Raw genomic sequence first — 24674 nt, forward strand, 5'->3', positions numbered from 1 at the left:
AGATGACCGTCGATGTCTTCGAAGAAGATAGTGCTTGCAAGCGAGGCGCCGTTCCTTGTCGAATTGGCAGGGACATCAGGTTCAAAACGGAGGCGCTAGAGTCTTTCTCGACCCATCGATGGGATCCAGTCATCTATGACGCTTTTCTGGTCGCTGCCGCCGTGGAGTTCTGCGACCGCACCCTGGTGCGCAGTTCCATGAACTGGGGCCGTAAGTTCATTCTCCATGTGCCTGTGCACGATGTTCACAAGTGGACGGACAAGGCCGCTCACGGGGCGCTGACGGAGGCATTGAACCTGCTGACTGGCGACGACTGGCAAATCGTATTTCGTACGCGGAAGGTCCCGGTGCCTCCTCCAGCGCAGGAGACGATGAAGTTTCCGATGAACGCGGAGGCCGTCATGGCGTACAGCGACGGCATGGATTCGCAAGCAGTGGCGGCGCTCGAAGGCAAGAAGCTCAACGGGCGGGTAGTGCGTGTGCGCATCGGCACCAGCGAGCGCGACATCTCAAGGCAAGAACGAAAAGAGATGCCCTTTCATGCGGTTCCCTACAAAGTGAAAATCGCGAAGAAGGATGGTGAGAGCAGCGCGCGCAGTAGAGGATTCAAGTTCAGCCTGATTTCTGCAATGGCTGGGTACCTGATTGACGTGCCTGTGGCCATCATTCCTGAGAGCGGGCAAGGCGCGCTTGCTCCTGTCCTGCTGCCCGTGGGACATGGCTACGAAGACTATCGAAATCATCCGGCCTTCACTGCCAGGATGGAGCGCTTCGTGTATGCCTTGCTGGGCTACCGTTTCAAGTACAAGTTCCCGCGCCTGTGGATGACCAAAGGCGAGACCTTGAGGGAGTTCGTCGAAAACTGCGAAGGCGGCTCCAAGTGGAACAAGACCCGTTCTTGTTGGCAAACCTCGCGCCAAATTGGATTTAATGGAACAAGGCGGCAATGCGGGATCTGCGCTGCATGCATACTGCGGCGCCTGAGCGTCCATGCGGCAGGTCTGAAAGAGGCAACGGATGTCTACGTATGGGAGTCCTTAAGCACCAAGACCTGGGAAGCGGGGGCGTCCAAGGACTTTGACCTTTTTACCAACGCCTTGCGCCAGTACTCAGTTGCCGGGGTTCTCCACTTCGAGCACTTAGCAGGGCTTCAAAGTAGGTCTGACTACCAACTGACCAGACGACTAAGCAATTTTGAACTGGCTGAGTCCCTCGGGGAGAGCCCCGTCAGCGTGTCGCAAAAGCTTGACCGGCTCCTGCGGCAACACGCCAAGGAATGGTCAGCCTTCACGAAGGACCTTGGACCGAGGTCTTTCGTGAGGCAGTGGATACGTAGTAGTGCATCATGACTAAAGAGAACTATGAACTGAGCCAATTTGAGCTCGGCGAGCGACTTAGAAGCGCGCGGGAGACCGCTAACCTGACGCAAGACGTGGCTGCGAAGGCTGCCGGACTTTCAAGAACCACGTTGGTGGCCATCGAGAAGGGGCACCGCGCTGCCAAGCTCATGGAGCTGCAGGACCTGTGCAGGTCCTACGGCGTGTCCGTCAATTCAATCCTGCGTCGTGAGTCTGTCCATGTGGACCTCGTACCTCGGTTTCGCACACTCGCTGAAACTGGCGAACCATGTATAGATACGGCAGCAAGGTTGCTCAACGACTTGGTCAAGGCGGAGGTCGAGCTTGAGAACATTCTTGGTGTTCAAAAGACCTACAACTATCCCGCCGAAAAGAGCATCCTGGCCGGAGATGTGCGCCAACAGGCCGAACAGGATGCACTCAACCTGCGTAACTGGCTCGGGTTGGGGGATGGACCTATCCGTGACCTATACGTCATCTTGGAGTTGCAATTAGGCATCAGGGTGTACACGCGCAAGCTTGACGGCAAGGTGTCTGGGTTGTTCGCCTATGACGATGCTGTGGGTGCCTGCATGCTCATCAACTCGACCCACCGCCGAGATAGGCGCAATCAGACAGGGAGCCATGAGTTGGGGCACTTTATTGCCACTCGCCGCAGACCTGAGATTTATCAGGACGAGATGTACGACAATTCGCGAGAGGAGCGATATGCCAATGCGTTTGCGCGGGCATTTATGACTCCAACGAGAACGGTCATGGAGAAGTTCAAGGAGGTGACGATTGGGTCGTCGCACCTGACGCGTCGGCACATCATCTTGCTGGCCAATTTCTTCAGCGTGTCGCGCCAGGCCATGGTCATGAGGCTGGAAGAACTTGGACTAACGAAAAAGGGAACGTGGGATTGGTTCCAAGACAACGGCGGGATCACCGACGAGCAAGTCCGCCAAGTGCTAGGGGAGGATGGCAATGAGTTCCCAGCTGTCCAACCACAGCAATCGTCGCGGTTGTACCTCTTGGCCATCGAGGCTTGGAAGAGGGATCTGCTCAGTGAGGGGCAGATGTCGGACTTGCTCAAGCTAAGCCGTGAGATGGTGCGAGAACTACTCGATGAGGCTCAAGAGGATGAGGTAGATGACCTTTTCAAGCTGCCTAACTGAGCAATCGCCCACTCTCGTTCTCGACTCCAGCATCATCATCAACTTGCTGGCCACCGGCCATGCAGAAGCGATTTTGCAGGCATTACCGGGCCTCACCTGTGTCACCGAAACCGTGATCGGCGAAATCAAAGGGGGTGCAGAGAATGGTCACGGGGAGTCGGCGAAGCTCGTTGAGCTCATCGACAGCGGGAAACTGGATGTCGTGGAGTTGGACAATGAAGCGCTCGAAAGCTTCATCTCTATTGTGTCGGGCTCAACGTCCGACTCGCTTGGGGACGGAGAGGCCGCCACTCTGGCGTTCGCTCACCGCAATGGACTGGTCGCGGCAATCGACGAAAAAAAGGCCAGGCGAGTGGCTGGTGAGAGTTTCGGTTCTCTGACAATTGCAACGACGGTCGACATCCTCGCGTATGCGCCTGTAGGGCTGGTGCTGGGCAAAGAGCGGCTGTCTAAAACAGTTCTTGATGCGCTACGCCTAGCGCGGATGCAGGTATGGGAACCACACTTTGATTGGGTCGTCGCGCAAATAGGTCCTGCAAACGTCCCCTTATGCCCAAGCCTGAGGCGGCTTGCAAAGCGAGTCCGTGTGACCACCGCCCAATGAACTGCGTCTACTTTGCCAGATGCGCACGCCGAGCAGTGGGTGGCCGAGGATCATCTGGGCATGTTGACTCTTTCTGTAGACTGGCGCGGCTCAAGGCGGCACCCCAACCGCTAGGTTCTCATGCCCGACGTGCTGGAAGCTGCAACCCGAGGGGTGTTCCTGTCCCCCACAGTTTTCAGGCTCGCCGTGTACACTAGAAACCGCGTTATGGCTGTCGTTTGACCGGCAACCATCGTTGCAATCACCACCTTCCAGCGTCGGTAAAAATGACGGTAGAAAGAAATCTTGGAACTTCAAAAACCTAGTGTTCATGCGGCTCTCAAGGTGCCGGAAATGATCGAGTGGGAGTGACCTTCAGGGCTGGCCTGTCGAGGCCTTGACGCGATCCATGCCCTGACGCGCCAGCGTCTCGCCCTCGGAGCCGGGTGGTGACACCGCCGCCAGTTGCCTCCAGTGGGACATGGCCTCGTCGGCGCGCCCCGCGCGGTAGGCCGCCATGGCGGCCAGCGCATGACTCTTGGCATGCTTCGGGTCATGCGCGAGGGCCCGTGCGATCCACTGAGCGGGCTCGCCTTCCAACTGGCCGCCCTGCGCCGTGGCCAGCACGTCGGCCAGGTCCGCCATCATCTGCGGGTCGTCGGGGGCCAGCCTCAGCGCTTCGCGGTAGGCGTCGGCGGATTCACGCCAGCGCTCCATGGCCTGGTATGAACGGGCCAGCACGAACCACCCTTCGATGTCATCGGGCGAAGCCCTGAGCTTCTCCGCCAGGCGCTGCGTGGCCTGCGTCATGTCCACGCTGTTCATGCGGTGGGCGGGTGATTCAGTCTCCACCAGCATGGCGCGCGGAGCGCCGAGCACCGCATAGAGCCCGGTCGCCAGCAGTGGCACGGCGAGCGCAGTCAGCATCGCGGTACGACGTCCGCCTGAGGGCACCGGGGCCGCATCGGCCTGGCGGGCGAGCAGCGGGCGGCAGAGAGAGAGGGTGACCAGCAGTGTGGCCAGGCCCGCCACGGCGATGAAGAGCCCCATGTCGGCATTCATGTCTGGCGCTCCGGCGTCGGGGTGGTGTGAGTCTGCGGGCGCTGCCGAAGGCGCAGCAGCCGCCACCCGAGGGCCCCCGCGCCGAGGGCCAGCAAGGCGAACGGGCCTGCCCACAGCACCGTGGTGTCTGCGCGCACCGGCGGTTCATACAGCACGAACTCGCCGTAGCGCTGCACCATGAAGGCCCGGATCTGCTCGTCGCTTCGGCCCTGTTCGATCTGCCGGGCGATTTCCGCTTTCAGATCGCGCGCCAGATCGGCATTGGAATCCGCCAGTGTCTGGTTCTGGCAGACGGGGCAGCGCAGCTCTGTGGCGAGGGCGTGAAGGCGATCCGGTGCAGCCCCAGCGGGCCAGACCACGGACAGCACCACCGCAATCAGCAGTCGCTTCATGATGCCCTCAGCGATTTCAGAAGGGGCAACAACTCGCGCTCGACCCGCTCCTTGGTCAGCGGGCCGGCATGCCGGAAGCGCACGCGGCCTTCGCCGTCGATCACGAAGGTTTCCGGCAGACCGTAGACGCCGAAGTCCATGCCGATGCGTCCGTCGGGATCGGCAATGGAGGCGCGATACGGATCGCCCATCCGGGCCAGCCAGGCCTGTGCTTGCGGTGCCGCGTCCTTGTAGTTGAGCCCGTAGACGGGCGCAGCGCCGGCGGCGAGCTGCTTGACCGCCTCGTGCTCGTCGGCACAGGCCGTGCACCACGAGGCCCACACATTGAGCACCCACGGCTGGCCCAGCATCTGGGTGGAGGCAATGACCTGATCGGCATGTCCCAGCCGCGCGGCGCTGAATGACGGGGCGGGCTGACCCAGCAAGGCCGACGGCAGTTGGCGGGGATCGTGCCGCAACCCGGCCGCGAACAGCGTCACCAGGCCGAGCGCCAGGGCCAGGGGCAGCAGGGGCCAGATGCGGCGCAGCGCGGTCATTGGCGCGTGCCCTTCAGGCGCTGCATGGATGGCAGGGCCACGGCCCCGGCGGGCAGAGCGGAGGGGCGGGCGGCGCCGCCTGAATCGATCGCCTGAACGCCCTGGGGCGCGCGCCAGGCCGCGAGCACGCCGCCCACGCTCATCATCAGGAAGCCGGCCCAGACCCACACCATGGCCGGCTTGAATTGCACCCGCATGGCCCACGTGGTGGGGCCGATGGCCTGGCCCATGGCCACGTACACATCGCGCCACCAGGCCGTGTCGATGTCGGGTGCGGCCACGGTCATGTCCTGCGTGGTGTAGTTGCGGCTTTCCGGGCGCAGCGTTCCGATGGGCTGGCCTTGGTCGAGCAGCGTCAGGGTGGCCCGCGTGCCCATGTGGTTGCCGGCCCGAAAGGCGTCCAGGGCATCCAGCCGAACTTGGTAGGGACCGATCTGCACGGTCTCGCCCACCGACAGAGGCACCTCTCGCTCGGCTTCGTGCGATTTGAGCAGTGTGAGTGCCAGCACGAAGACGCCCACCCCGAGGTGCGCACAGACCATGCCCCAGGCAGCCAGGTTGCGAGGCAGGCGCCGACGCCACAGCGGCATGAGCGCGGTGATCACGGCCCATGCGCCCAGCAACATGCCCCAGAAGGCCATCGGCCCGGTGTGACCCAGCAGCAGGGCCACCACGGCGCTCGTCACGCTGGCGACCAGCGCCCACCGGAGGCGCAGGGCCAGCGTGGGCAGTGGCATGCCTTGCCAGTGCGCCAGCGGCGCCACGCCCATGAGCAGCACGGCCGGGGTCAGCAGTGGCGCAAGCACGGCCTCGAAGTAGGGCGGTCCCACGGAGATCTTGGCCAGCCCCAGCGCGTCCAGCGCCATGGGATACAGCGTGGCCAGCAGCACGGTGGCCGCGGCCACCGACAGCACCAGCGCATTGCACAGCAGCATGGCCTCGCGCGACACCGGGGCGAAGGCCCAGGGCTTGGCCAGACGGCCGGCCCTCAGCGCGAACAGGCACAGCGACCCACCCAGCGACAGGGCGATCAAGGCGAGGATGAAGACGCCCCGCGCCGGGTCGGTCGCGAAAGCATGGACCGATGTGATGGCGCCGGAGCGCACGATGAAGGTGCCGATGAGGCTGAGCCCGAAAGCAGCAATGCACAGCAGCAGCACGGCCGGTTTGAACAGGTCGGTGCGCACGGATGCTGCCAGGCAGTGCAGCAGTGCCACGCCCACCAGCCAGGGCAGCAGCGAGGCGTTCTCGACCGGATCCCAGAACCACCAGCCGCCCCAGCCCAGCACGCGGTAAGCCCAACTGCTGCCCAGGACGATGCCCACGCCCAGCGCGGCCCACGCCATCAGCACCCAGGGGCGCAGCCATGCGAGTTGCTCGCGCGTGAGCCGGCCCACCCACAGCGCAGCCACGGCGAAGGCGAACGGCACGGCAAACCCCACGTAGCCCAGGTAGAGCGCGGGCGGGTGGAACGCCATGCCCGGGTCCTGCAGCAGCGCGTTGAGGTCGGCACCGTCCAGCGGGGCAGGCAGCAGGCGCGTGTACGGGTTGGAACTGAGCAGCACGAAGAGCAGCAGGCTGGTGGTGATCCAGCCGAGCACGGCCAGCACGCGCACGCCCAGTTCGTCCGGCAGCCCGCGGATGCGCCAGGCCACGCACGCTGCCCAGCCGCTCAACGTGGTCACCCACAAAAGCATGGAGCCCTCATGGCTGCCCCACAAGGCGGCGAGGCGGTAACCCGGAGGGAGCGTCGAATGGCTGTGTGAGGCCACATAGCGCACCGAGAAGTCGTTGACCAGGAAGCAGGCCATCAGCGCGGTGGAGGCGATCACACAGAGTCCCAGCGCCCAGCCCGCACCGCGCCGCTGGATGCGCAGGGCGTTGTCCGCTCCTGCAACACGCTCGACCGCTGGCGCGAACGCCATCGCGAGCGCGGCACACAGCGCGAGAATCAGGGCGAAATGGCCCAGCTCGGCCGTCATGGCGTGCGGGCCAGCCAGGCCGGCCGGCTGGAGCGCCCCGCCTGCGGCGTGGGCGGCTGGTAGGTTTCATCGTGCTTGGCCAGGATCTGGTCGGCCCGGAACACGCCCTGGCTGTCGAGTCGGCCCGAGGCCACAACCCCCTTGTCTTCGCCGAAGAGATCCGGCAGCAGACCTTCGTACACCACGGGCACGCGCCGTTGCCCATCGGCCACCACGAAATGCACGGACAGGCTGCCCGGCTGCTGGTTGAGCGAGCCGGCCTCGACACGCCCGCCCATGCGGAAGGCGCGTCCCGGTTGCAGGCCCTGCTCGTGCACCTGAGACGGCGTGTAGAAGAAGGTCAGGTTGTCTCGCAGGGCGCCCACCACCAGGGCAGCAGCGAGCCCCAGCAGGCCCGCCACCAGCGCCAGCCGCCCTGCGCGGCGTCGGCTGGCCGGGCTCAAGGCCGCCTCCCTTCAGACGTTGACGGGTATCCCGTTCGCAGTGCCCTCCGGCGGTGCCACAGTGCGCCCGCTTCGGCCACGATCAACAGCGTCGCCACACCGTAGGTGGCCCACACATAAGGCCCGTGTCCGTTCATGTGCCAAAGCAATGTCCAGTCGATCGTCATGGTTGAGCTCCTGCCATCTGGCGCGTCATCCAGGTCCGGCCCGCTTCTTTCTCTTCGATCAGCGTGCGCACCCTGACCAGGGACACCGCAATCGCGTGGCACCAGCACGCCAGCGTCATGGCGAGCAAGCCCGCCACCATGACCGGTGCCATCAACACGCCGCCCGACACCGACAGGCTGGCACCCTGGTGCAGCGTGTTCCACCACACCACCGAGAAGTAGATGACGGGCAGGTTGACCAGGCCGACCATGGCGAGCAGCGCCGAAGCGCGCTCGCCGCGTTCAGCATCCTCGAACGCGGTGCGCAATGCCATCACACCCAGGTAAAGACACAGCAGCACCACCTGCGACGTGAGCCTGGCGTCCCACACCCACCAGGTGCCCCAGGTGGGCTTGCCCCACACGGCGCCGCTCACCAGCGCGATCAGGCCGTAGAGCAGGCCGGTGGGGGCCAGGGCCTGGGCCATCAAGGTCGACAGGCGTGTTCTCAGCACGAAACCCAGTGCGGCGTATACGGCCATGACGAAGTAGATGAACATCGACATCCATGCCGCGGGAACGTGCAGGAACAGGATGCGGTAGACCTCGCCCTGCTGCGCATCGGTGGGCGCTGCCAAGAACGCAATGCCGAGCCCGACCAACGCGAAGACCACGGCGGCTGCAGCGAAGAGAGGCCACAGGCGCCCGGCCAGTGGATGGAACAGCGCCGGTGACGCGTAGCGCAGGATGGGGTTCATTCGAGGGCGACCTCCAGTGCGCGGGCAACGCCCCACGGGCCGAGCGCGATGGCCGTCAACGTGGTGGCGCCCAGCAGCATCACCGCGCCTTGGGCCCAACCGCCCGCCGCGTCGCCCTGCGCGGCCCGGACACCGAACAGCACCACGGGCAAGGCCAGCGGCACGCTCAGCAGCGTGAGCAGCATCAGCCCGCCGCGTGCACCCAGTGACAGGGCGGCTGCCAGGGCCGCGATGCAGCACACGCTTGGCGTGCCCAGCAGCAGCGAGGCTCCGAGCCACTGCCATTGCAGCAACGACAGGCCGTAGATCACGCCGATGAGTGGCAGAGCGGCCAGCACGGGCAGGGCGACCGTCAGCCAGTGGGCCGCCAGCACGCCGGCTACAGTCAGGGTGTTGCCGCCGGGCGCGAGCAGCATCTGCTCCAGCGCCCCATTGGCAGCATCGTCCTGAAACAGCCGGAGGCTCCCGGCCAGCATGGCGAGCAGCGCAGCCACCCACACCACGGCGGGCGCCAGCGCAGGCAGCGCTTGAGCCGCGGGGGCCAGCACCAGCGGCAGCAGCCAGGCGACCAGGAGGAAGAAGAGCAGGGCGACGCCGCCGTCCACGCGCCGCCGCCACGCCAGGCTCAGACCGCGAGCCAGCGCCAGCGCAAAAGGGGACCGGCTCAGTGTGCGAGACCGGGCCGGGCGGACAAGGACAGTCTGTGCCATGAAGGGTGATCGGGCCACGATGCCGTATGACAACTGAGCAGGGCGACGCCGCCTGCCTGAAGATGGCGTGCCACGCAGGTCTGGATGCGCTGCTGGGCCTCTGCATCGAGCGCGGCCAGGGGTTCGTCCAGCACCCAGAGCGGTTTGCGGGTCAGCAGAAAGCGAGCGAGCGCCACGCGCCGGCGCTGCCCGCGTGACAGGGCGCGTGTCGGCTGCGCGGCGGCGTGTAGCACGCCCATGCCCTCAAGGGCCTCATCCAGATCGAGGTCGGTCTTGGCCTCTCCGCCCAGGGCCGCCAGCCAGCGCAGGTTCTCTCGGGCACTCAGGTCGTCGTGAAGGCCGTCCTGATGCCCCAGGTAGGCCAGATCCTCGCGCAGTGCCTGCAGAGCAGATCGAAGGGGCGCACCACGCCAGAGGATGGTGCCTGCATAGGCAGGCCGCCATCCGCAGACTGTCCTCAGCAGGGTCGTCTTGCCGCTGCCGTTGGGGCCCTGCACGAGCGCGGCCTGACCTGCCTTCACGCACAGGCTCAATCCATGAGCCACCGTGCGGTCGTTCCTGAACAAGGTCACCTCGTCCAGTTGCAGCATCAATGCACTCCCTTCATGTCGGGCAGGCGGTGGGCAATGCCCTTGTGGCAGTCGATGCAGGTCTTCTCGCCATTGGCCAGGTAGGTGGAGTGCGCGTCGGCGGCGCGCTTGCTCTGCCGCGTGAAGTCCATGTAGTCGAACTCATGGCAGTTGCGGCATTCCAGCGAGTCGTTGGCCTTCATGCGCTTCCATTCGTTTTCTGCGAGCTGGCGGCGCATGGCAGCGAATTTCTCGGGCGTGTCGATGGTGCCGAACACCTTGCCCCACACCTCCTTGGAGGCCTGCATCTTGCGGGCCATCTTGTCTGTCCAGTTGTGCGGCACGTGGCAGTCCGAGCACTTGGCGCGCACGCCGCTGCGGTTGGTGAAGTGGATGGTGCCCTGCAGTTCGGCGTACACATTGCTCCGCATCTCGTGGCAGCCGATGCAGAACTTCTCCGTGTTGGTCAACTCCAGCGCGGTGTTGAAGCCGCCCCAGAACAGCACCCCCGCCACGAACCCGGCCACCGTGAGCACACCCAGGCTGATGTACCGGCTGGGCCGGCCCAACACGGTGAAATACCGCCGTATGAGTCTGAACATGCGCGCGCTCCGGTGGCTTACTTCCGTGGCCTTGCCGCGCCGGCAGGGGCATTCAGCAAGGTGTCGACGTCAATGAAGCGGTTTTCCACCAAGGGGTTCTGCGGCACCTGGGACACGTGGCACTGCAGGCAGAAGTAACGCCGGGGCGACAGCTCGGCCAGGAAATTCCCGTCGCGGTCCATGTAGTGCGAGGTGCTGATCATGGGCGCCTGGCTCTCCTGCGTCTTGGTGCGCGCATGGCAGAACATGCAGCGGTTGGCATTTTTGTCGAGCTGGTAGCCCTCGATCTTGTGCGGAATGACCGGCGGCTGCATCGCATAGTTGCGTACCCGCCTGACGTCGCTGTTGTCGGCGTTGGTGAGGGGGGGCGGCCGGGTGGTCTGCTCGATGGGCGCGCCGCGCATGCGGTCCGTCATGTCGACCGCAATGGCGCCGCCTGCCAGACAGACGCCCAGCAACAAGGCCATGGACATGTTCTTCATGGTGATGCCTTTCGTGCATTAGGCCCGGTCCGTCACCTTGCGGATGGCGATGGCGCACTTCTTGAAGTCGGTCTGCAGCGAGATCGGGCAGGTGGCGTCGAGCGTGACCTTGTTGATGAGCTGGCTGGCATCGAACCAGGGCACGAACACCAGGCCGGGCGGCGGCTTGTTGCGCCCCCGGGTCTCCACGCGTGTGCGCATCGAGCCGCGTCGCGACACCAGTTCGACGATGTCGCCGCGTCGCAGGTTCAAGGCCCGGGCGTCGTCACCATGCATGTAGCAGACCGCGTTGGGGAAGGCGCGGTAGAGCTCCGGCACGCGTCGCGTCATCGAGCCCGAGTGCCAGTGCTCCAGCACGCGGCCCGTGCACAGCCAGTACGGGTATTGCTTGTCGGGCTCCTCCGCGGCCGGCTCGTAGGGCAGCGCATACACCACCGCCTTGCCATCCGGGTTGCCATAGAAGCGGACCTCCTCGCCCTTCTTCACGTACGGGTCATAACCCTCGCGGTAGCGCCAGCGTGTTTCGCGGCCGTTCACCACCGGCCAGCGCAGGCCCCGCTCGCGGTGGTACACGTCGAACGGCGCAAGATCGTGCCCGTGGCCACGCCCGAACTGCGCGTACTCCTCGAACAGGCCCTTCTGCACATAGAAGCCGAAGGCCCTGGCCTCGTCGTTGTCGTACGCCGGGTCCATGTCCCTCAGCGGGAAAGCGTTGACCGCGCCGTTGCGGAACAGGACGTCGAACATCGTCTTGCCGCGGTACTCGGGCTTCTGGTCGAGCAGCTCGCGCGGCCACACCTCTTCCATCTTGAAGCGCTTCGAGAACTCCATCAGCTGCCACAGGTCGGAGCGCGACTGCCCCGGCGGCTTCACCAGCTGGTGCCAGAACTGCGTGCGCCGCTCGGCATTGCCGTACGCCCCTTCCTTTTCCACCCACATCGATGTGGGCAGAACCAGGTCGGCGGCCATGGTGGTCACGGTCGGGTAGGCGTCCGACACCACGATGAAGTTCGCAGGGTTGCGATAACCCGGCATGGCTTCCTGCATGATGTTCGGCGCGGCCTGCATGTTGTTGTTGACCTGCACCCAATAGGCATTGAGCATGCCGTCCTTCAGCATGCGGTTCTGCAGCACGGCGTGGTACCCCGGCTTCTCTGGAATCGTGCCGGGTGGCAGCTTCCAGATCTGTTCGGCAATGGCGCGGTGTTTGGGGTTGGCCACGATCATGTCCGCGGGCAGGCGATGGCTGAAGGTGCCCACCTCGCGCGCGGTGCCGCATGCGGAGGGCTGCCCGGTCAATGAGAAGGGCCCGTTACCGGGCGACGAGATCTTGCCCGTCAGCAGGTGCAGGTTGTAGAGCAGGTGGCTGCACCACGTGCCCCGTGTGTGCTGGTTGAAACCCATGGTGAAGAACGACACCACCTTCACCTTTGGATCGGCATACATCTCGGCCAGGCGCACCAGGCGCTCCTTCGGCACCTGCGACAGCTTCGCCACGCTCTCGAGGTCGTATGCGCTCACGAATCGGGCGTACTCCTCGAAGCTGGCCGGCCGCGAACCGCCTGCATCCTTCACGTTCTTCGCCTTGCGCTGCAACGGGTGCTCGGGCCGCAGGCCATAGCCGATGTCCGTGTTGCCGATGACGAAGCGGGTGTGCTTGTTGATGAAATCCTGGTTGAACCGCTTGTTCTGAATGATGTAGTTGGCGATGTAATTCATGATCGCCAGATCGGTCTGTGGCCTGAACGTCATCGCGATGTCGGCCAGCTCGTAGCAGCGGTGTTCGTACACCGACAGCACCGCCACCTTCACGTGCGGTGCAGACAGGCGCCGGTCCGTTAGCCGCGTCCAGAGGATCGGGTGCATCTCGGCCATGTTCGAGCCCCACAGCACGAAGGCGTCGGTCTGCTCGATGTCGTCGTAACAGCCCATGGGCTCGTCCATGCCGAAGGTGCGCATGAAGCCCGCCACGGCCGAGGCCATGCAGTGCCGTGCATTCGGGTCGATGTTGTTCGAGCGAAAGCCGGCCTTGAACAGCTTGGCCGCCGCGTAGCCTTCCCAGATCGTCCACTGCCCGGACCCAAACATGCCGATCCCTGTCGGGCCCTTGTCCTTCAGCGCCTGCTTGAACTTCTCGGCCATGATGTCGAAGGCCTGATCCCAGCTGATGGGCTGGAACTCGCCGTTCTTGTCATAGCGTCCGTTCGTCATGCGCAGCATGGGCTGCGTCAGGCGGTCTTCCCCATACATGATCTTGGAGAGGAAGTAGCCCTTCACGCAGTTGATGCCCCGGTTCACCTCGGCGTTGATGTCACCGTGCGTGGCCACCACGCGGCCGTCCTTCACCGCCACGTTCACGCCGCAACCGACGCCGCAGAAGCGGCACGGCGCCTTCGACCATTTGAGCTGCGTCTTGCTGGCATCGGTCACCACGTTCGCGGCGTCCAGTGTGGCGGGCAGCCCGGCTGCGGTGGCCGCCGTGGCAGCGGCGGTATTGCGAATGAACTCGCGGCGCGTCGTCATGGGCCCATCTCCTCATTCATGGCGTCAGCCGGTTCCGCGTGCTGGTAGACCAGCGCCACGTTCAACACCCCTTCGATGCCGCGCACCTGGTCCAACAGGTCCATCACGGCGCCGGCAGACGGGGCTTCCACCACGGCCACCACGCGCCCTTCGGGCGAGAACTGCGCAACGTCCATGCCCTCCAGTGCATCCATGGCGCTGCAGGCGGCCACGGTGTGAGGCTGGCGTGTGTGCACGATCACACCGGCAATGTGGATCTCATCCACGGCCTGGGTCTTGCGGGTCATCCTGGCAAGTCCCCGGTGATCAGCTGATAGATCCAGACGGCGAAGCCCCATCCCGCCACCACCCCGATGGTCACCACGGGCGCCATCACAGCAGTGAGGAACAGGAAGGAACGCCACTCCTCCTGCTTGGTCGAGGGGGGGGCCGGGTCGGATGTGTCGTCCACACGCGTCTCCTTGGCGACAAGGTTGTTCTTCGATGGAACGGGTACTGCGGGGACTGCCGGTCTGCGTTGGGGGACCAACGTCTTTTTGAAGTGATCCTAAGAAAATGACGGCGGCATGGTTATGTGTTTTACAACTCGGGCCAGCGGCCCCGCTTGGGCAAACAAGGGGCAAAATGCAGGCCCGGAGTGTTGGGCAGGAGAGCGTGGCGGTGTCAGGACAACTTTCGCTGGACGGGTTCGCTGCGGCCGACCCGCAGCCCTACAGCCTCTTCTTCGCGCTGATGCCCGATGCCGCCGCCGCAGGCCGGGCAGCAGAAGTTGCTGCCCAGGTAGCGCGCGACCAGGGTGTCTCGGTCAAGACCGAGCGCACGGCGCGCTTCCATGTCACCCTGTTCCATGTCGGGCACTTCGCCGGTGACGTTCCTGCTGGCACGCTGGCCATCGCGCGTTCGGTCGCGGCCGGGGTGTCCGCCCCGTGTTTGGATGTCAGCTTTACCCACGTCGGCAGCTTTACCGGCAGACCGGGCAACCTGCCCATCGTGCTGCTCGGGGGCAACGCAGAGCCAGCCCTGATGGGCTTCCAGGCCTCCCTGCAAGACCGCCTGCTGCGTGCCGGGCTCACGGCGGGCGTGCTGCACAAGACCTTCAATCCCCACCTCACGCTGTTCTATGGACGCCAGCCTCTCGAAGAGCGGGCCATCACGCCCATCCACTGGCGTGCCGATTCGTTCGTGCTGCTGCGCAGCGTGATCGGGCAAGGCCGCTACATCGAAGAAGGGCGCTGGCCGCTCCAGGCTTCCACCACCTCATCCTGATTCGCCGTGACCGACACCCTCTCTCCCACAAGCGACGAGTTCGCCATGCGCATTGCGCTGGACCAGGCGCAGAACGCCTGGCTGGCTGGCGAGGTCCCCGTCGGTGCGGTCATCATGCGGGCCGGGCAGGTGGTCGCGACCGGCTACAACCGCCCCATCACCACGCACGACCCCACCGCGCATGCCGAGATCGTGGCCCTGCGCCATGCCGCGCAGCTGCTCGAAAACTACCGCCTGCCCGAGTGCGAGCTCTTCGTCACGCTCGAGCCGTGCGCCATGTGCGCGATGGCGCTGATGCACGCGCGTTTCAAGCGGGTGGTGTTCGCCGCCACCGATCCCAAGACCGGCGTGGCCGGCTCCGTGCTCGACCTGTTCGGCAATCGGCAGCTCAACCACCACACGGCCATCGTCGGGGGCGTGCTGGCGGAGCCGGCCAGCCTCATGCTCAAGCGCTTCTTCGCCGAGCGGCGCGCGCAGATCCGGGCCGAGCGCGATGCCGTGCGTGCGGTGGCCGCCCGCCAGGCCTTGAACGGCCTCGACGTGATCGAGGAGGAGCCCATGCTGCCCGTGGCCCAGGTCGTGGAGCTACCGCCCGGCGACCTCGATCGCGACTGACACCTCTGCGCGCCGAGCCGACAGGCTCACCGCTTGAGCTGCCGGCGCCCCTTGGGCCAGGCAGTGGGTTTGGGCGCCATGCCCAGCGCGGCGCGCGCCAGGGTGTCGGCCTCCTGATTGCGGTGCCGGGGCACCCAGCCCAACGTGTGCGAGGTGAAGGTGCCGAGCAGCGTGCGGGCTTGAGCCAGCAATGGCTGCAGCCGCACCGGATCGGGCGGGGCCTGCGCCCCCAGCTGCTTTGCGATCAGGTCGCTGTCGGTGTGGACGGCCAACGCCTGTGCCCCCAGGCTGCGCGCCAGCAGCAGACCGGCCACCAGCGCCTGCACTTCCGCCTCGTTGTTGCACCCGGCGTCGGCGAGCTTTTCCGACACGGTGTGGCGCGTGCCATCGGGTGCAACCAGCACCGCCCCGATGCCCATGCGCCCGGGGTTGGGCACCGCGCTGCCATCACAGTGCAGGCGCCAGGGCAGGGCCTCGCGATCAACCACGCTCGCTCTCCGTGGCATCGCCTGCAGGCTGGCAGACCGCGTCCGCCAGCGCGGCAACAGAAAGCGGCGCGCAGCCTTCGGCCTTGTTGCTGATCGAGACATAGGCCGGCAGACCGGCCCCGGTCGTGGCGCGAATCACGCGCGCCAGCGTGGCCCGCGTGTCCGGGTCGGCATCCTGAATGTGATCGAAAGGCACATACAGATCGCGCGCCGCCTCGTAGCCATAGGCCCCATGTCGGCGGTGCAGATTCCAGCGGCACACCAGCGGCGAGGGCCAAAGCGCCCGCAACAGAGGCAGCTGTGCGTCGATCGCCGGCATGCGCGCGTGCAGCCCCAGGCAGTAAGCCGCGCTCGCGGCTTTCAGCACCTCGGCCAGCTCCCGCGTGACCAGGCTGGCGTCTCGCACCTCCACGGCCACCACGCCGTCTGGCGCAATGGGCTTCAACGAGGGCAGGGCGCACAGCAGGCGAGCCAGGCGGTCCAGCAACTGCTGTGGCTGCCGCAGCCACTCGCGCGGCAGCGGGCTCAGCTGAAACACCAGCGCGCCGATCTTGTGCCGCAGGCCCTCCAGCGCCGGGCGGATGAACTCGCGCTCGGCCACCTCCGGATCCAGGAACAGCGGGTTGTGACCACGCGAATGACCATGCTCGTCGCGCACCAGCGCGTCGCTCACCGAGGCCGGCGCCTTGACGATGAAGCGGAAGCCATCCGGCACCTGCGCGGCGTACTCTGCAAACTGTGAGGCCGTCAGCGCCTTGTACAGATTGCGGTCGACGCTCACCGTGCGCATCAGCGGGTGCTGGCTGTAGGCGCTCAGGCCGTGCCGCGACAGCACCCGTTCGCTCAGGTCGCTGGCCCAGATGTGGCCGGTCCAGCCCGGGTAGGTCCATGACGACGTGCCCAGGTGCGCCAGCCGTGGAACCCGCTGCGCCAGCGCCCGCAGTTCGTCTGGCACGTCGGCCAGTCGAACAGGCAGGGCCTTCACCCGGGAGGAGGGCGCTTCTGCGGGCCCGGCGGCCGTGGCAGCGGGCTCGGTCGCCGGTATCGCGCCGAAGAGATCGTCCTGCATCGGCCCCGAGCGTAGCAAACAAAAAGGGAGCCACCTGGGCTCCCTTCGTTCAGGCCGACCCTGAAGGTCGTTCAGCGCAGCTTACATGCCGGCATAGTTGGGGCCGCCGCCACCTTCCGGGGTGATCCAGACGATGTTCTGCGTCGGATCCTTGATGTCGCAGGTCTTGCAGTGCACGCAGTTCTGCGCGTTGATCTGCAGGCGGTCGGTGTTGTCGTCGTTCTTCACGAACTCGTACACGCCCGCCGGGCAGTAGCGCGACTCCGGGCCCGCGTACTTGGCCAGGTTGGTCTGCACCGGCACCGTCGCGTTCTTCAGCGTCAGGTGCGCCGGTTGGTGCTCGTTGTGGTTCGTGTTCGAGACGAACACCGAGCTCAGGCGGTCGAAGGTGATCTTGCCGTCCGGCTTCGGATAGTCGATCTTGGCGCACTCGGCCGCCGGCTTCAGGCGGGTGTGGTCGGCCTCGGTGCGGTGGATGGTCCACGGTGCGACCTTGATGCCCAGCTTGGGCAGCAGCCACTGCTCGATGCCGGTCATCAGCATGCCCACGTACATGCCCTTCTTGAACCACTGCTTGAAGTTCTTCGAGCTGTCGAGCTCTTCCTTGAGCCAGCTGGTTTCGAACGAGGCCGGGTAGGCGCTCAGTTCGTCGTGCTGGCGGCCGGCGTTCAGCGCATCGAAGATGGCTTCGGCGCACAGCATGCCGGTCTTCATGGCGGCGTGCGAGCCCTTGATGCGTGCGGCGTTCAGGAAGCCGGCGTCACAGCCGACCAGCGCGCCGCCCGGGAACACGAACTTCGGCAGCGACAGGATGCCGCCAGCCGTGATGGCGCGGGCGCCGTAGCTCAGGCGCTTGCCGCCTTCCAGGTACTGCTTGATGCTGGGGTGGGTCTTCCAGCGCTGCATTTCTTCGAACGGGCTCAGCCAGGGGTTCTGGTAGTCCAGGCCCGTCACGAAGCCCAGCGTGACCTTGTTGTCTTCCAGGTGGTACAGGAAGCCGCCACCATAGGTCTGGGTGTCCATCGGCCAGCCGGCGGTGTGCACCACCAGGCCGGGCTTGGCCTTGGCCGGGTCGATCTCCCACAGCTCCTTGATGCCGATGGCGTAGCTCTGCGGGTCCTTGCCTTCGTCGAGCTTGTACTTGGCGATCAGCTGCTTGCCCAGGTGGCCGCGCGCACCTTCGGCAAAGATGGTGTACTTGCCGTGCAGTTCCATGCCCAGCTGGAAGTCGCCCGTGGGCTCGCCCGACTTGTCGATGCCGAGGTTGCCAGTGGCAATGCCCTTGACCGAGCCGTCGTCGTTGTAGAGCACTTCAGCGGCCGCGAAGCCGGGGAAGATTTCCACGCCCAGGGCCTCGGCCTGCTGGCCCAGCCAGCGTACCACGTTGCCCAGGCTGATGACGTAGTTGCCGTGGTTGTGGAAGTTGTTGGGGATCAGCGCCTGCGGGGTGGCGGTGGCGCCGGTTTCGCTCAGCACCAGCACCTCGTCGGCCGTGACCGGCTGGTTCAGCGGTGCGCCCAGCTCCTTCCAGTTCGGGAACAGCTCGTTCATCGAGATCGGGTCCATCACGGCACCCGACAGGATGTGCGCGCCCGGCTCGGAGCCCTTCTCCAGCACGACGACGGAGATCTCCTTGCCGGCCTTCTCGGCCAGTTGCTTGAGCTTGATCGCCGTCGACAGACCAGCCGGGCCGGCTCCGACGATCACGACGTCGTATTCCATCGACTCGCGGGGGCCGAACTGCTCAAGGATTTCCTGGGGCGTCATCGTTGTTCCTTCTCTCGGGACGTCTGTAAGTGGGGCTCGGGGCAACCCGCGATTCTAGTGACACTGGGCAAGGTGACACCGCATCGGCGGACGCCGCGTATTCTGGCAGAAAAAAGCACGATCGTTCGATTCAATTCTAGCGGTGCAGCGCCCGACGCAACGCAAGGTGGCACGGCGGTTTTCGCGTGCTAAGTTCGGTGCTTGTCAGACACCATGTGCCGCGCACAGCAGCGGCCTCGAGGAGCCACGCATGAGCTACACCATCGACCTTTCCGGCCGCGTCGCGCTGATCACCGGTGCCTCCAGCGGATTGGGTACGCAGTTCGCACACACCCTGTCCAAGGCCGGTGCGGCCGTGGTGCTGGCCGGCCGCCGTGTCGAGCGGCTCAAGACCCTGCGCTCTGAGCTCGAATCCTACGGCGGCGACGCCCACGTGGTCGGCCTGGACGTGACCGAGGTGGCCAGCATCCGCTCGGCCGTGGCCCACGCCGAAACCGAAGTCGGCCCCATCGACATCCTGATCAACAACTCGGGCGTGAGCACCACCGAGCGCCTGATCGACGTCACCAGCGACAGCTACGACTACGTCTTCGACACCAACACCCGCGGCGCGTTCTTCGTGGCGCAGGAAGTCGCCAAGCGCATGCTCGCGCGCGCCAAGGGCTCGGCCCCGGGCACCTACACCGGTGGGCGCATCGTCAACATCGCCTCGGCCGCGGGCCTGCGCACCCTGCCGCAGATCGGGGTGTACTGCATGAGCAAGGCCGCCGTCATCCACATGACCAAGGTGATGGCGGCAGAGTGGGGCCGCTTCGGCATCACCACCAACGCCATCTGCCCGGGCTACATCGACACCGAGATCAACCACCACCACTGGGAAACCGAGGCGGGTCAGAAGCTCATCAACATGCTGCCACGCAAGCGCGTGGGCCAGCCGCGTGACCTTGATTCGCTGATCGTGACGCTGTGTGCCGCCGAGAGCGACTTCATCAACGGCGCCATCATCTCCGCCGACGACGGCATGGCTGCTGCCTGAGCCCGCTTGAAAACCCGGAGGCTCATCCACATTTGAGACACGGGTTTTCTTTGAGTGTGCATCTGCATTCCTGATCCGCCATGCGTCTCGACATCCCCGAACACAAGATCCTGGTTCATGAAGTTCGCCTGCCCATCCTGTGGGGCGACATGGACGTGCTGGGGCACGTCAACAACACCGTCTACTTCCGTTACATGGAGCAGGCCCGCGTGACGTGGATCGAGGCCATCAGCGGCCAGGTCCAGTCCGACACCGAAGGCCCGGTGATCGCCAACACCTTCTGCAACTTCTACCGCCCGCTGGTGTACCCGGGCGATGTGGTGGTAAAGCTGTATGTGGGATCGCCCGGGCGCACCAGCATCGACACCTACGCCAGCATCGAGCGGGCCGACGAGCCGGGCGCACCCTATGCCGCGGGCGGGGCCACGCTGGTGTGGGTGAGCATGGCCGATGGCCGGCCCTTGCCGTTGCCGGGGCCCATTCGCGCGCTCGAAGGCCATCTGCCTGCACTGAAGGGCAACGACGCGCCCCCCGCCTTGCCCCCGCGCTAACCCTGCGTTTTTTATCCACGGTACGCTGGATTTCTGCGCGTTATCCGGTGTACGCTTTCCTTGCTGCAGTGCAGCGAACAACCCCTGTTGCCAAGGAGTGTGTGGATGAACAAGGTCTATCCCGACGCCGCCAGTGCGCTGGCTGGGATTGTGAAAGACGGCCAGCTGCTGGCTGTCGGTGGCTTCGGCCTGTGCGGCATCCCTGAAGCGCTGATCGACGCCCTGCAGGCGTCCGGCGTGAAGGACCTCACCGCGATTTCGAACAACGCCGGGGTCGACGGGTTCGGTCTGGGCAAGTTGCTCAACACGCGGCAGATCAAGAAGATGATCTCCAGCTACGTGGGCGAGAACAAGGAGTTCGAGCGCCAGTATCTGGCCGGTGAGCTGGAACTGGAATTCACCCCGCAAGGCACGCTGGCCGAGAAACTCCGCGCCGGTGGCGCCGGCATCCCGGCCTTCTTCACCAAGACCGGCGTGGGCACCATCGTGGCCGAGGGCAAGGAAACCCGCGAGTTCGATGGCGAAACCTACGTCATGGAGCGGGCCCTGGTGCCCGACGTGGCACTGGTCAAGGCGTGGAAGGCCGACAAGAGCGGCAACCTGATTTTCCGCCGCACGGCCCGCAACTTCAACCCGGCGGCCGCCATGGCCGGCAAGATCACCGTGGTGGAAGTGGAGGAGATCGTCGAGACCGGCACGTTCGACCCGGATGCGATTCACCTGCCGGGCATTTACGTGCACCGCATCGTGCTGAATGCCACGCCCGAGAAGCGCATCGAAAAGCGCACCACCCAACAGAACCCGAAGGGAGCCTGAGCCATGCCCTGGACCCATGACGAAATGGCCGCCCGCGCGGCCAAGGAGCTGCAGGACGGCTTCTACGTGAACCTGGGCATTGGTCTGCCCACGCTGGTGGCCAACCACGTGGCACCTGGCATCGACGTGTGGCTGCAAAGCGAAAACGGCATGCTGGGCATCGGCCCTTTCCCGGATGAGAGCGAGGTCGATGCCGACCTGATCAACGCCGGCAAGCAGACCGTCACGACGCTGCCCGGCAGTTCGATCTTCGGCAGCCACGAGAGCTTTGCCATGATCCGCGGCGGCAAGATCAACCTGTCCATCCTGGGCGCCATGCAGGTGTCGGACAAGGGCGATCTGGCCAACTGGATGATTCCCGGCAAGATGGTCAAGGGCATGGGCGGCGCGATGGACCTGGTGGCCGGCGTGGCGCGCGTGGTGGTGTTGATGGAGCACAGCGCCAAGAACGGCGAGCACAAGCTGCTGCAGCAATGCACGCTGCCGCTGACGGGCGTGGGCGTGGTGGACCGTGTGATCACCGAGCTGTGCGTGCTGGATGTGACGCCCAAGGGGTTTGTGTGCGTGGAACTGGCGCCGGGGGTGACGGAAGAAGAGATCCGCACCAAGACGGGCGCGCACGTGGAGTTTGCGCTGCAGGCTGCTTGAAGCGGGATTGCTGGAGCTGAGAGAAGGCCGCCTGCGGGGCAGCCTTTTTGTGGCATCGGTTCCTGCCGTGCGATCACGACGATCGCCTTTTGGGCCGCTGCCATTTCGATACCCTTGTGGTCGTCGGCCGCAGTGTCCAACCGGGGGCATGTCGTAAAAAAAGGCGGGTGGCTCAGGGGCTGGCCGGGCTCACCCCCTGAGCCACCCGCCTGCGACAATGCCGCGATGAACTGGCTGACCTGGGCCCTGCTGGGCGTGAACCTGCTTGTGTTGCTGTGGCTGGCATTGCGCCCGCAGCCCGATCCCACCGAGGCCTTGCAGCAACGGCTGGACGACCTGGCAGACGGCCATCACCGCGTGGCTGAGTCCCTTGAACGCACGCTGCGCGACGACGTGGCCCGCACCGCGGCCCTGACGCGGCAGGAGCTGGGCATGACGCTGGGCCAGTTGCAGCAGACCCTGGTGCAGCAGCAAGGCGAGACGGCGCGCACCCACAACGAGCAGATGGCCCGGCTGCACCAAGCGGTTGAGCAGCGCCTGCAATCCCTGCAGGCCGACAACGAGCGCAAGCTGGAGCAGATGCGCCAGACGGTCGATGAAAAACTGCACGCCACGCTGGAAGCCCGCCTGGGCGAGCGCTTCCGTGAGGTGGCTGAGCGGCTGGAGCAGGTGCACAAGGGCCTGGGCGAAATGCAGCGCCTGGCCAGCGACGTGGGGTCGCTCAGCCGCGTGCTGAGCAACGTCAAGACCCGCGGGGTGTTTGGCGAGGTGCAGTTGGCCGCGCTGCTGGAGCAGGTGTTCACGCCCGACCAGTACGCTGCCAACATCGAAACCGTGCCGGGCAGCGGCGCCCGGGTCGAGTTCGCCATCCGGCTGCCGGGGCAGGGCGGGGCAGGCAGCGCGCCCCTGTGGCTGCCCATCGACGCGAAGTTTCCCCGTGAGGACCACGAGCGCCTGCTTGACGCCCACGACCGCGCCGACGCGGCCGGTGTCGAGGCCGCCGGCAAGGCGCTGGAGCAGCGGCTGCGACTGGAGGCGCGCACCATCCGCGAGAAGTACCTCGCTGCGCCTTACACGGCCGATTTCGGCATCCTCTTCCTGCCGACCGAGGGGCTCTACGCCGAGGCCCTGCGCCGTCCGGGCCTGGTCGAATCGCTGCAGCGCGAGCAGCGTGTGATGCTGGCCGGCCCCACCACCTTGCTCGCTACGCTGACCAGCCTGCAGATGGGCTTCCGCACCCTGGCGCTCGAACGGCGTTCGTCCGAGGTGTGGCAGGTGCTGGGCGCGGTGAAGACCGAGTTCGGCAAGTTCGGCGACGTGCTGGCCCGCACCCGAAAGAAGCTGGAGGAGGCCAGCAATAGCATCTCGTCGGTCGAGACGCGCACACGCGTGATGGGCCGTGCGCTCAAGGACGTCGAATCGCTGCCGGAAGAGCAGGCCACTTCCTTGCTGCCGCTGGCGGCCGCCGCCGAGCCGGAAGCGGCCGAATCGCCCGCCTCAGCCCAGCCCTTGTCGGCGGGTTGAGCGCGCGAGGGCGGCCGTCAGTGCGGGCAGCCCAGGGCCCGGGCGCGGGCCTGCTGCATCGTCAGCGCCTCGGTCGTCGGTTGCAGGGCCGCCTGGGTCGGCCAGCCCTGCATGTGCTGCTGCACGATGCCTGACAGCGCGCGGATCCAGTCCAGCCGGTCGTTCACGCAGGGGATGTACTGGAATGCCTGGCCGCCGTTCTTCAGGAAGGCCTGCTTGCCCTCCATGGCAATCTCTTCCAGCGTCTCGATGCAATCGGCCACGAAGCCCGGGCACACGACATCGACCTTCTTCACGCCTTCGCGCGCCAGCTTGATGAGCGTGGGCTCGGTGTAGGGCTCCAGCCACTTGGCCTTGCCGAATCGGCTCTGGAAGGTGACGACGTATTGCTCTTTCGTCAGCCCCAGGCGCTCGGCCACCAGGCGGCCGGTCTTCTGGCATTCGCAGTGGTACGGGTCACCCAGGTGCAGCGTGCGCTCGGGCATGCCATGGAAGCTCATCACGAGGCGGTCGCCCCGGCCGTGGGTCTGCCAGTGATCGCGCACGCTGGCCGCCAGCGACTCGATGTAAGCCGGGTCATCATGGAAGTGGTTGATGTGCCGCAGCTCGGGCAACAGCCGAGTCTGGCGTCCCCAGGCAAACACCTCGTCCATCACACTGGCTGTGGTGGCGCCGCTGTACTGCGGGTACATGGGCACGACGAGCACGCGGGTGGCGCCTTCGGTCTTCAGGGCATCGAGCTGGCTGGCGACCGAGGGTTGACCGTAGCGCATGGCGTGGCGCACCACCACTTGGTGGCCGGCTTCACCCAGAAAGCCTTGCAGCAGCGTGGCCTGCTTTTCGGTCCAGGCGCGCAGGGGCGAACCTTCGGGCGTCCAGATGCTGGCGTACTTGGCGGCCGATTTGGCCGGGCGCACGCGCAGGATGATGCCGTGCAGGATGGGCATCCAGACCGCCCGCGGGATCTCGACGACACGGGGGTCGCTCAGGAACTGGCCCAGGTAGCGGCGCAGGGCCGCGGGGGTGGGGGCCTCGGGCGTGCCGAGGTTGACGAGGAGGACGGCCGTGCGGGGCAACTGGCCGTGGGTGTAAGGGGGTTCTTTGGCAACGCTCATGGCGTGCGATTGTCGCCTCGGCTGGCCAGGTCGCGCAGGGTTGTCGTCACTTCGACAATGTTGATGGGTTTCGTCCAGTAGCCCACAAAGCCGGCCGCCCGGGCCTTGGCCAGGTCTTCAGGCAGCGCATCGGCCGAGCACATGAAGGCGGGCGTGGTCTCGAGCCCAGGCACGCGGCGCAGCGCGGTGAGCACCTCAAAGCCCGACATGCCGGGCAGATGGGCATCGAGCACCAGCACGTGCGGGGGCTGGGCCTGCGCCATGCTCAGGGCCATCTCGCCGTCTTCGGCCACCAGCAACTCGATCTGGGGGTGCGGGCGCAAGGCCTCTTCGAACAGCATCGCGTTGATGCGGTTGTCTTCAACGTAAAGCACCCGCAGGGGGGCAAGGGTGCTGGCTGGGTGTCCCGGAGGGTGCTGCAGGGCCTGTTCAGGCATGTCCGATTGGCACTTTGGAATCGACGGCGGACCGACAGA

General features: G+C 65.6%; 29 protein-coding genes. 10 read left to right on the forward strand and 19 right to left on the reverse strand.

The genetic code is table 11. The features are described from left to right. Window positions 1-2 precede the first annotated feature (2 nt). Genes DEH84_RS08735 through DEH84_RS08745 form a run of 3 tightly spaced genes read left to right on the forward strand, consistent with a single transcriptional unit; the run spans window position 3 to window position 3119 of the window. Window positions 3-1349, forward strand: coding sequence for a 7-cyano-7-deazaguanine synthase (locus DEH84_RS08735; RefSeq protein ID WP_109038293.1), 1347 nt, complete (start codon window positions 3-5; stop codon window positions 1347-1349). Beyond that, window positions 1346-2515 (forward strand): XRE family transcriptional regulator, encoded by a 1170-nt coding sequence (locus tag DEH84_RS08740; RefSeq protein WP_058087137.1) that lies wholly within the window; start codon window positions 1346-1348, stop codon window positions 2513-2515. The genes DEH84_RS08735 and DEH84_RS08740 overlap by 4 nt, the downstream gene beginning before the upstream one ends. Further along, window positions 2490-3119, forward strand: a complete 630-nt coding sequence (locus DEH84_RS08745) for a PIN domain-containing protein (RefSeq protein ID WP_058087136.1) — start codon at window positions 2490-2492, stop codon at window positions 3117-3119. The genes DEH84_RS08740 and DEH84_RS08745 overlap by 26 nt, the downstream gene beginning before the upstream one ends. Window positions 3120-3473: 354 nt before the next feature. Here DEH84_RS08745 and DEH84_RS08750 read toward each other — a convergent pair whose 3' ends face one another. Genes DEH84_RS08750 through DEH84_RS08815 form a run of 14 tightly spaced genes read right to left on the reverse strand, consistent with a single transcriptional unit; the run spans window position 3474 to window position 13754 of the window. Then, window positions 3474-4160, reverse strand: a complete 687-nt coding sequence (locus DEH84_RS08750; RefSeq protein ID WP_109036507.1) for a tetratricopeptide repeat protein — start codon at window positions 4158-4160, stop codon at window positions 3474-3476. After that, window positions 4157-4552 (reverse strand): cytochrome c-type biogenesis protein, encoded by a 396-nt coding sequence (locus DEH84_RS08755; RefSeq protein ID WP_109036508.1) that lies wholly within the window; start codon window positions 4550-4552, stop codon window positions 4157-4159. The genes DEH84_RS08750 and DEH84_RS08755 overlap by 4 nt, the downstream gene beginning before the upstream one ends. Beyond that, the gene (locus DEH84_RS08760; protein WP_109036509.1) at window positions 4549-5088 is read right to left on the reverse strand and encodes a DsbE family thiol:disulfide interchange protein; all 540 of its coding nucleotides are present in this window, start codon (window positions 5086-5088) and stop codon (window positions 4549-4551) included. The genes DEH84_RS08755 and DEH84_RS08760 overlap by 4 nt, the downstream gene beginning before the upstream one ends. Further along, a complete protein-coding gene (locus tag DEH84_RS08765) occupies window positions 5085-7070 on the reverse strand; it encodes a heme lyase CcmF/NrfE family subunit (protein ID WP_109036510.1) in 1986 nt (661 codons plus the stop codon). The genes DEH84_RS08760 and DEH84_RS08765 overlap by 4 nt, the downstream gene beginning before the upstream one ends. Beyond that, window positions 7067-7513 carry a cytochrome c maturation protein CcmE gene (gene ccmE / locus DEH84_RS08770; protein ID WP_109036511.1) on the reverse strand — a complete coding sequence of 149 codons (447 nt, stop codon included), beginning with the start codon at window positions 7511-7513 and terminating at the stop codon, window positions 7067-7069. Before ccmE ends, DEH84_RS08765 begins: the two co-directional genes overlap by 4 nt. Next, the gene (ccmD, locus tag DEH84_RS08775; RefSeq protein WP_109036512.1) at window positions 7510-7680 is read right to left on the reverse strand and encodes a heme exporter protein CcmD; all 171 of its coding nucleotides are present in this window, start codon (window positions 7678-7680) and stop codon (window positions 7510-7512) included. Before ccmD ends, ccmE begins: the two co-directional genes overlap by 4 nt. Next, on the reverse strand, window positions 7677-8417 hold the full coding sequence (gene ccmC / locus DEH84_RS08780; protein WP_109036513.1) for a heme ABC transporter permease CcmC: 741 nt from the start codon (window positions 8415-8417) through the stop codon (window positions 7677-7679). The genes ccmD and ccmC overlap by 4 nt, the downstream gene beginning before the upstream one ends. After that, complete coding sequence (locus DEH84_RS08785) at window positions 8414-9127, reverse strand: heme exporter protein CcmB (protein WP_109036514.1); 714 nt, start codon at window positions 9125-9127, stop codon at window positions 8414-8416. Before DEH84_RS08785 ends, ccmC begins: the two co-directional genes overlap by 4 nt. Beyond that, window positions 9082-9717: a cytochrome c biogenesis heme-transporting ATPase CcmA gene (gene ccmA / locus DEH84_RS08790; RefSeq protein WP_109036515.1), complete on the reverse strand. Its 636-nt coding sequence runs from the start codon at window positions 9715-9717 to the stop codon at window positions 9082-9084. The genes DEH84_RS08785 and ccmA overlap by 46 nt, the downstream gene beginning before the upstream one ends. Continuing rightward, a complete protein-coding gene (locus DEH84_RS08795; protein WP_109036516.1) occupies window positions 9717-10298 on the reverse strand; it encodes a NapC/NirT family cytochrome c in 582 nt (193 codons plus the stop codon). The genes ccmA and DEH84_RS08795 overlap by 1 nt, the downstream gene beginning before the upstream one ends. Before the next feature lie 17 nt (window positions 10299-10315). After that, the gene (locus tag DEH84_RS08800; protein WP_109036517.1) at window positions 10316-10780 is read right to left on the reverse strand and encodes a nitrate reductase cytochrome c-type subunit; all 465 of its coding nucleotides are present in this window, start codon (window positions 10778-10780) and stop codon (window positions 10316-10318) included. Between the two features lie 18 nt (window positions 10781-10798). Continuing rightward, window positions 10799-13303, reverse strand: coding sequence for a periplasmic nitrate reductase subunit alpha (napA, locus tag DEH84_RS08805; RefSeq protein ID WP_109036518.1), 2505 nt, complete (start codon window positions 13301-13303; stop codon window positions 10799-10801). Next, window positions 13300-13590 carry a chaperone NapD gene (locus tag DEH84_RS08810; protein ID WP_159098918.1) on the reverse strand — a complete coding sequence of 97 codons (291 nt, stop codon included), beginning with the start codon at window positions 13588-13590 and terminating at the stop codon, window positions 13300-13302. The genes napA and DEH84_RS08810 overlap by 4 nt, the downstream gene beginning before the upstream one ends. After that, window positions 13587-13754 (reverse strand): periplasmic nitrate reductase, NapE protein, encoded by a 168-nt coding sequence (locus DEH84_RS08815; protein ID WP_109036520.1) that lies wholly within the window; start codon window positions 13752-13754, stop codon window positions 13587-13589. Before DEH84_RS08815 ends, DEH84_RS08810 begins: the two co-directional genes overlap by 4 nt. 209 nt (window positions 13755-13963) lie before the next feature. Between DEH84_RS08815 and DEH84_RS08820 the strand changes: the two genes are divergently transcribed. Together DEH84_RS08820 and tadA are read left to right on the forward strand one after the other, a co-directional pair. Beyond that, the gene (locus DEH84_RS08820; RefSeq protein ID WP_159098919.1) at window positions 13964-14569 is read left to right on the forward strand and encodes a 2'-5' RNA ligase family protein; all 606 of its coding nucleotides are present in this window, start codon (window positions 13964-13966) and stop codon (window positions 14567-14569) included. A gap of 6 nt (window positions 14570-14575) precedes the next feature. Then, window positions 14576-15184 carry a tRNA adenosine(34) deaminase TadA gene (gene tadA / locus DEH84_RS08825; protein ID WP_425428999.1) on the forward strand — a complete coding sequence of 203 codons (609 nt, stop codon included), beginning with the start codon at window positions 14576-14578 and terminating at the stop codon, window positions 15182-15184. Window positions 15185-15210: 26 nt separating this feature from the next. Here tadA and DEH84_RS08830 read toward each other — a convergent pair whose 3' ends face one another. The 3 genes from DEH84_RS08830 to DEH84_RS08840 form a co-directional block, all read right to left on the reverse strand. Continuing rightward, window positions 15211-15672: a ribonuclease HI family protein gene (locus tag DEH84_RS08830; RefSeq protein WP_342755634.1), complete on the reverse strand. Its 462-nt coding sequence runs from the start codon at window positions 15670-15672 to the stop codon at window positions 15211-15213. After that, on the reverse strand, window positions 15665-16741 hold the full coding sequence (locus DEH84_RS08835; RefSeq protein WP_109036524.1) for a DUF72 domain-containing protein: 1077 nt from the start codon (window positions 16739-16741) through the stop codon (window positions 15665-15667). Before DEH84_RS08835 ends, DEH84_RS08830 begins: the two co-directional genes overlap by 8 nt. 81 nt (window positions 16742-16822) lie before the next feature. After that, on the reverse strand, window positions 16823-18508 hold the full coding sequence (locus DEH84_RS08840; RefSeq protein WP_109036525.1) for an electron transfer flavoprotein-ubiquinone oxidoreductase: 1686 nt from the start codon (window positions 18506-18508) through the stop codon (window positions 16823-16825). A 250-nt stretch (window positions 18509-18758) separates the two neighbouring features. On the opposite strand from DEH84_RS08840, the gene DEH84_RS08845 reads away from it, so the two are divergent. From DEH84_RS08845 to DEH84_RS08865, 5 genes are all read left to right on the forward strand, one after another. Continuing rightward, window positions 18759-19544, forward strand: a complete 786-nt coding sequence (locus DEH84_RS08845) for an SDR family oxidoreductase (protein ID WP_109036526.1) — start codon at window positions 18759-18761, stop codon at window positions 19542-19544. A gap of 80 nt (window positions 19545-19624) precedes the next feature. After that, on the forward strand, window positions 19625-20095 hold the full coding sequence (locus DEH84_RS08850) for an acyl-CoA thioesterase (RefSeq protein ID WP_109036527.1): 471 nt from the start codon (window positions 19625-19627) through the stop codon (window positions 20093-20095). Window positions 20096-20200: 105 nt separating this feature from the next. Next, on the forward strand, window positions 20201-20911 hold the full coding sequence (locus tag DEH84_RS08855) for a CoA transferase subunit A (RefSeq protein ID WP_109036528.1): 711 nt from the start codon (window positions 20201-20203) through the stop codon (window positions 20909-20911). A gap of 3 nt (window positions 20912-20914) precedes the next feature. Further along, the gene (locus tag DEH84_RS08860) at window positions 20915-21559 is read left to right on the forward strand and encodes a CoA transferase subunit B (protein ID WP_109036529.1); all 645 of its coding nucleotides are present in this window, start codon (window positions 20915-20917) and stop codon (window positions 21557-21559) included. 225 nt (window positions 21560-21784) lie between these two features. Then, window positions 21785-23083, forward strand: a complete 1299-nt coding sequence (locus DEH84_RS08865; RefSeq protein ID WP_109036530.1) for a DNA recombination protein RmuC — start codon at window positions 21785-21787, stop codon at window positions 23081-23083. A gap of 17 nt (window positions 23084-23100) precedes the next feature. Here DEH84_RS08865 and hemH read toward each other — a convergent pair whose 3' ends face one another. Further along, window positions 23101-24198 (reverse strand): ferrochelatase, encoded by a 1098-nt coding sequence (gene hemH, locus DEH84_RS08870; RefSeq protein WP_109036531.1) that lies wholly within the window; start codon window positions 24196-24198, stop codon window positions 23101-23103. Then, the gene (locus DEH84_RS08875; protein WP_245932728.1) at window positions 24195-24635 is read right to left on the reverse strand and encodes a response regulator; all 441 of its coding nucleotides are present in this window, start codon (window positions 24633-24635) and stop codon (window positions 24195-24197) included. The genes hemH and DEH84_RS08875 overlap by 4 nt, the downstream gene beginning before the upstream one ends. Window positions 24636-24674: the final 39 nt, after the last annotated feature.

Origin of the sequence: Aquabacterium olei (genome assembly GCF_003100395.1) — a bacterium.
In the GTDB taxonomy this organism is placed as follows: domain Bacteria; phylum Pseudomonadota; class Gammaproteobacteria; order Burkholderiales; family Burkholderiaceae_C; genus Aquabacterium; species Aquabacterium olei.

Bases quoted from the DNA above. Each gene is read 5' to 3' on its own strand.
- DEH84_RS08735 (WP_109038293.1), top strand. From the start codon at position 3: ATGACCGTCGATGTCTTCGAAGAAGATAGTGCTTGCAAGCGAGGCGCC.
- DEH84_RS08740 (WP_058087137.1), top strand. From the start codon at position 1,346: ATGACTAAAGAGAACTATGAACTGAGCCAATTTGAGCTCGGCGAGCGA.
- DEH84_RS08745 (WP_058087136.1), top strand. From the start codon at position 2,490: ATGACCTTTTCAAGCTGCCTAACTGAGCAATCGCCCACTCTCGTTCTC.
- DEH84_RS08750 (WP_109036507.1), bottom strand. From the start codon at position 4,160: ATGAATGCCGACATGGGGCTCTTCATCGCCGTGGCGGGCCTGGCCACA.
- DEH84_RS08755 (WP_109036508.1), bottom strand. From the start codon at position 4,552: ATGAAGCGACTGCTGATTGCGGTGGTGCTGTCCGTGGTCTGGCCCGCT.
- DEH84_RS08760 (WP_109036509.1), bottom strand. From the start codon at position 5,088: ATGACCGCGCTGCGCCGCATCTGGCCCCTGCTGCCCCTGGCCCTGGCG.
- DEH84_RS08765 (WP_109036510.1), bottom strand. From the start codon at position 7,070: ATGACGGCCGAGCTGGGCCATTTCGCCCTGATTCTCGCGCTGTGTGCC.
- ccmD (WP_109036512.1), bottom strand. From the start codon at position 7,680: ATGACGATCGACTGGACATTGCTTTGGCACATGAACGGACACGGGCCT.
- ccmC (WP_109036513.1), bottom strand. From the start codon at position 8,417: ATGAACCCCATCCTGCGCTACGCGTCACCGGCGCTGTTCCATCCACTG.
- DEH84_RS08785 (WP_109036514.1), bottom strand. From the start codon at position 9,127: ATGGCACAGACTGTCCTTGTCCGCCCGGCCCGGTCTCGCACACTGAGC.
- ccmA (WP_109036515.1), bottom strand. From the start codon at position 9,717: ATGCTGCAACTGGACGAGGTGACCTTGTTCAGGAACGACCGCACGGTG.
- DEH84_RS08795 (WP_109036516.1), bottom strand. From the start codon at position 10,298: ATGTTCAGACTCATACGGCGGTATTTCACCGTGTTGGGCCGGCCCAGC.
- DEH84_RS08800 (WP_109036517.1), bottom strand. From the start codon at position 10,780: ATGAAGAACATGTCCATGGCCTTGTTGCTGGGCGTCTGTCTGGCAGGC.
- napA (WP_109036518.1), bottom strand. From the start codon at position 13,303: ATGACGACGCGCCGCGAGTTCATTCGCAATACCGCCGCTGCCACGGCG.
- DEH84_RS08810 (WP_159098918.1), bottom strand. From the start codon at position 13,590: ATGACCCGCAAGACCCAGGCCGTGGATGAGATCCACATTGCCGGTGTG.
- DEH84_RS08835 (WP_109036524.1), bottom strand. From the start codon at position 16,741: ATGCAGGACGATCTCTTCGGCGCGATACCGGCGACCGAGCCCGCTGCC.
- DEH84_RS08840 (WP_109036525.1), bottom strand. From the start codon at position 18,508: ATGACGCCCCAGGAAATCCTTGAGCAGTTCGGCCCCCGCGAGTCGATG.
- DEH84_RS08845 (WP_109036526.1), top strand. From the start codon at position 18,759: ATGAGCTACACCATCGACCTTTCCGGCCGCGTCGCGCTGATCACCGGT.
- DEH84_RS08850 (WP_109036527.1), top strand. From the start codon at position 19,625: ATGCGTCTCGACATCCCCGAACACAAGATCCTGGTTCATGAAGTTCGC.
- DEH84_RS08855 (WP_109036528.1), top strand. From the start codon at position 20,201: ATGAACAAGGTCTATCCCGACGCCGCCAGTGCGCTGGCTGGGATTGTG.
- DEH84_RS08860 (WP_109036529.1), top strand. From the start codon at position 20,915: ATGCCCTGGACCCATGACGAAATGGCCGCCCGCGCGGCCAAGGAGCTG.
- DEH84_RS08865 (WP_109036530.1), top strand. From the start codon at position 21,785: ATGAACTGGCTGACCTGGGCCCTGCTGGGCGTGAACCTGCTTGTGTTG.
- hemH (WP_109036531.1), bottom strand. From the start codon at position 24,198: ATGAGCGTTGCCAAAGAACCCCCTTACACCCACGGCCAGTTGCCCCGC.
- DEH84_RS08875 (WP_245932728.1), bottom strand. From the start codon at position 24,635: ATGCCTGAACAGGCCCTGCAGCACCCTCCGGGACACCCAGCCAGCACC.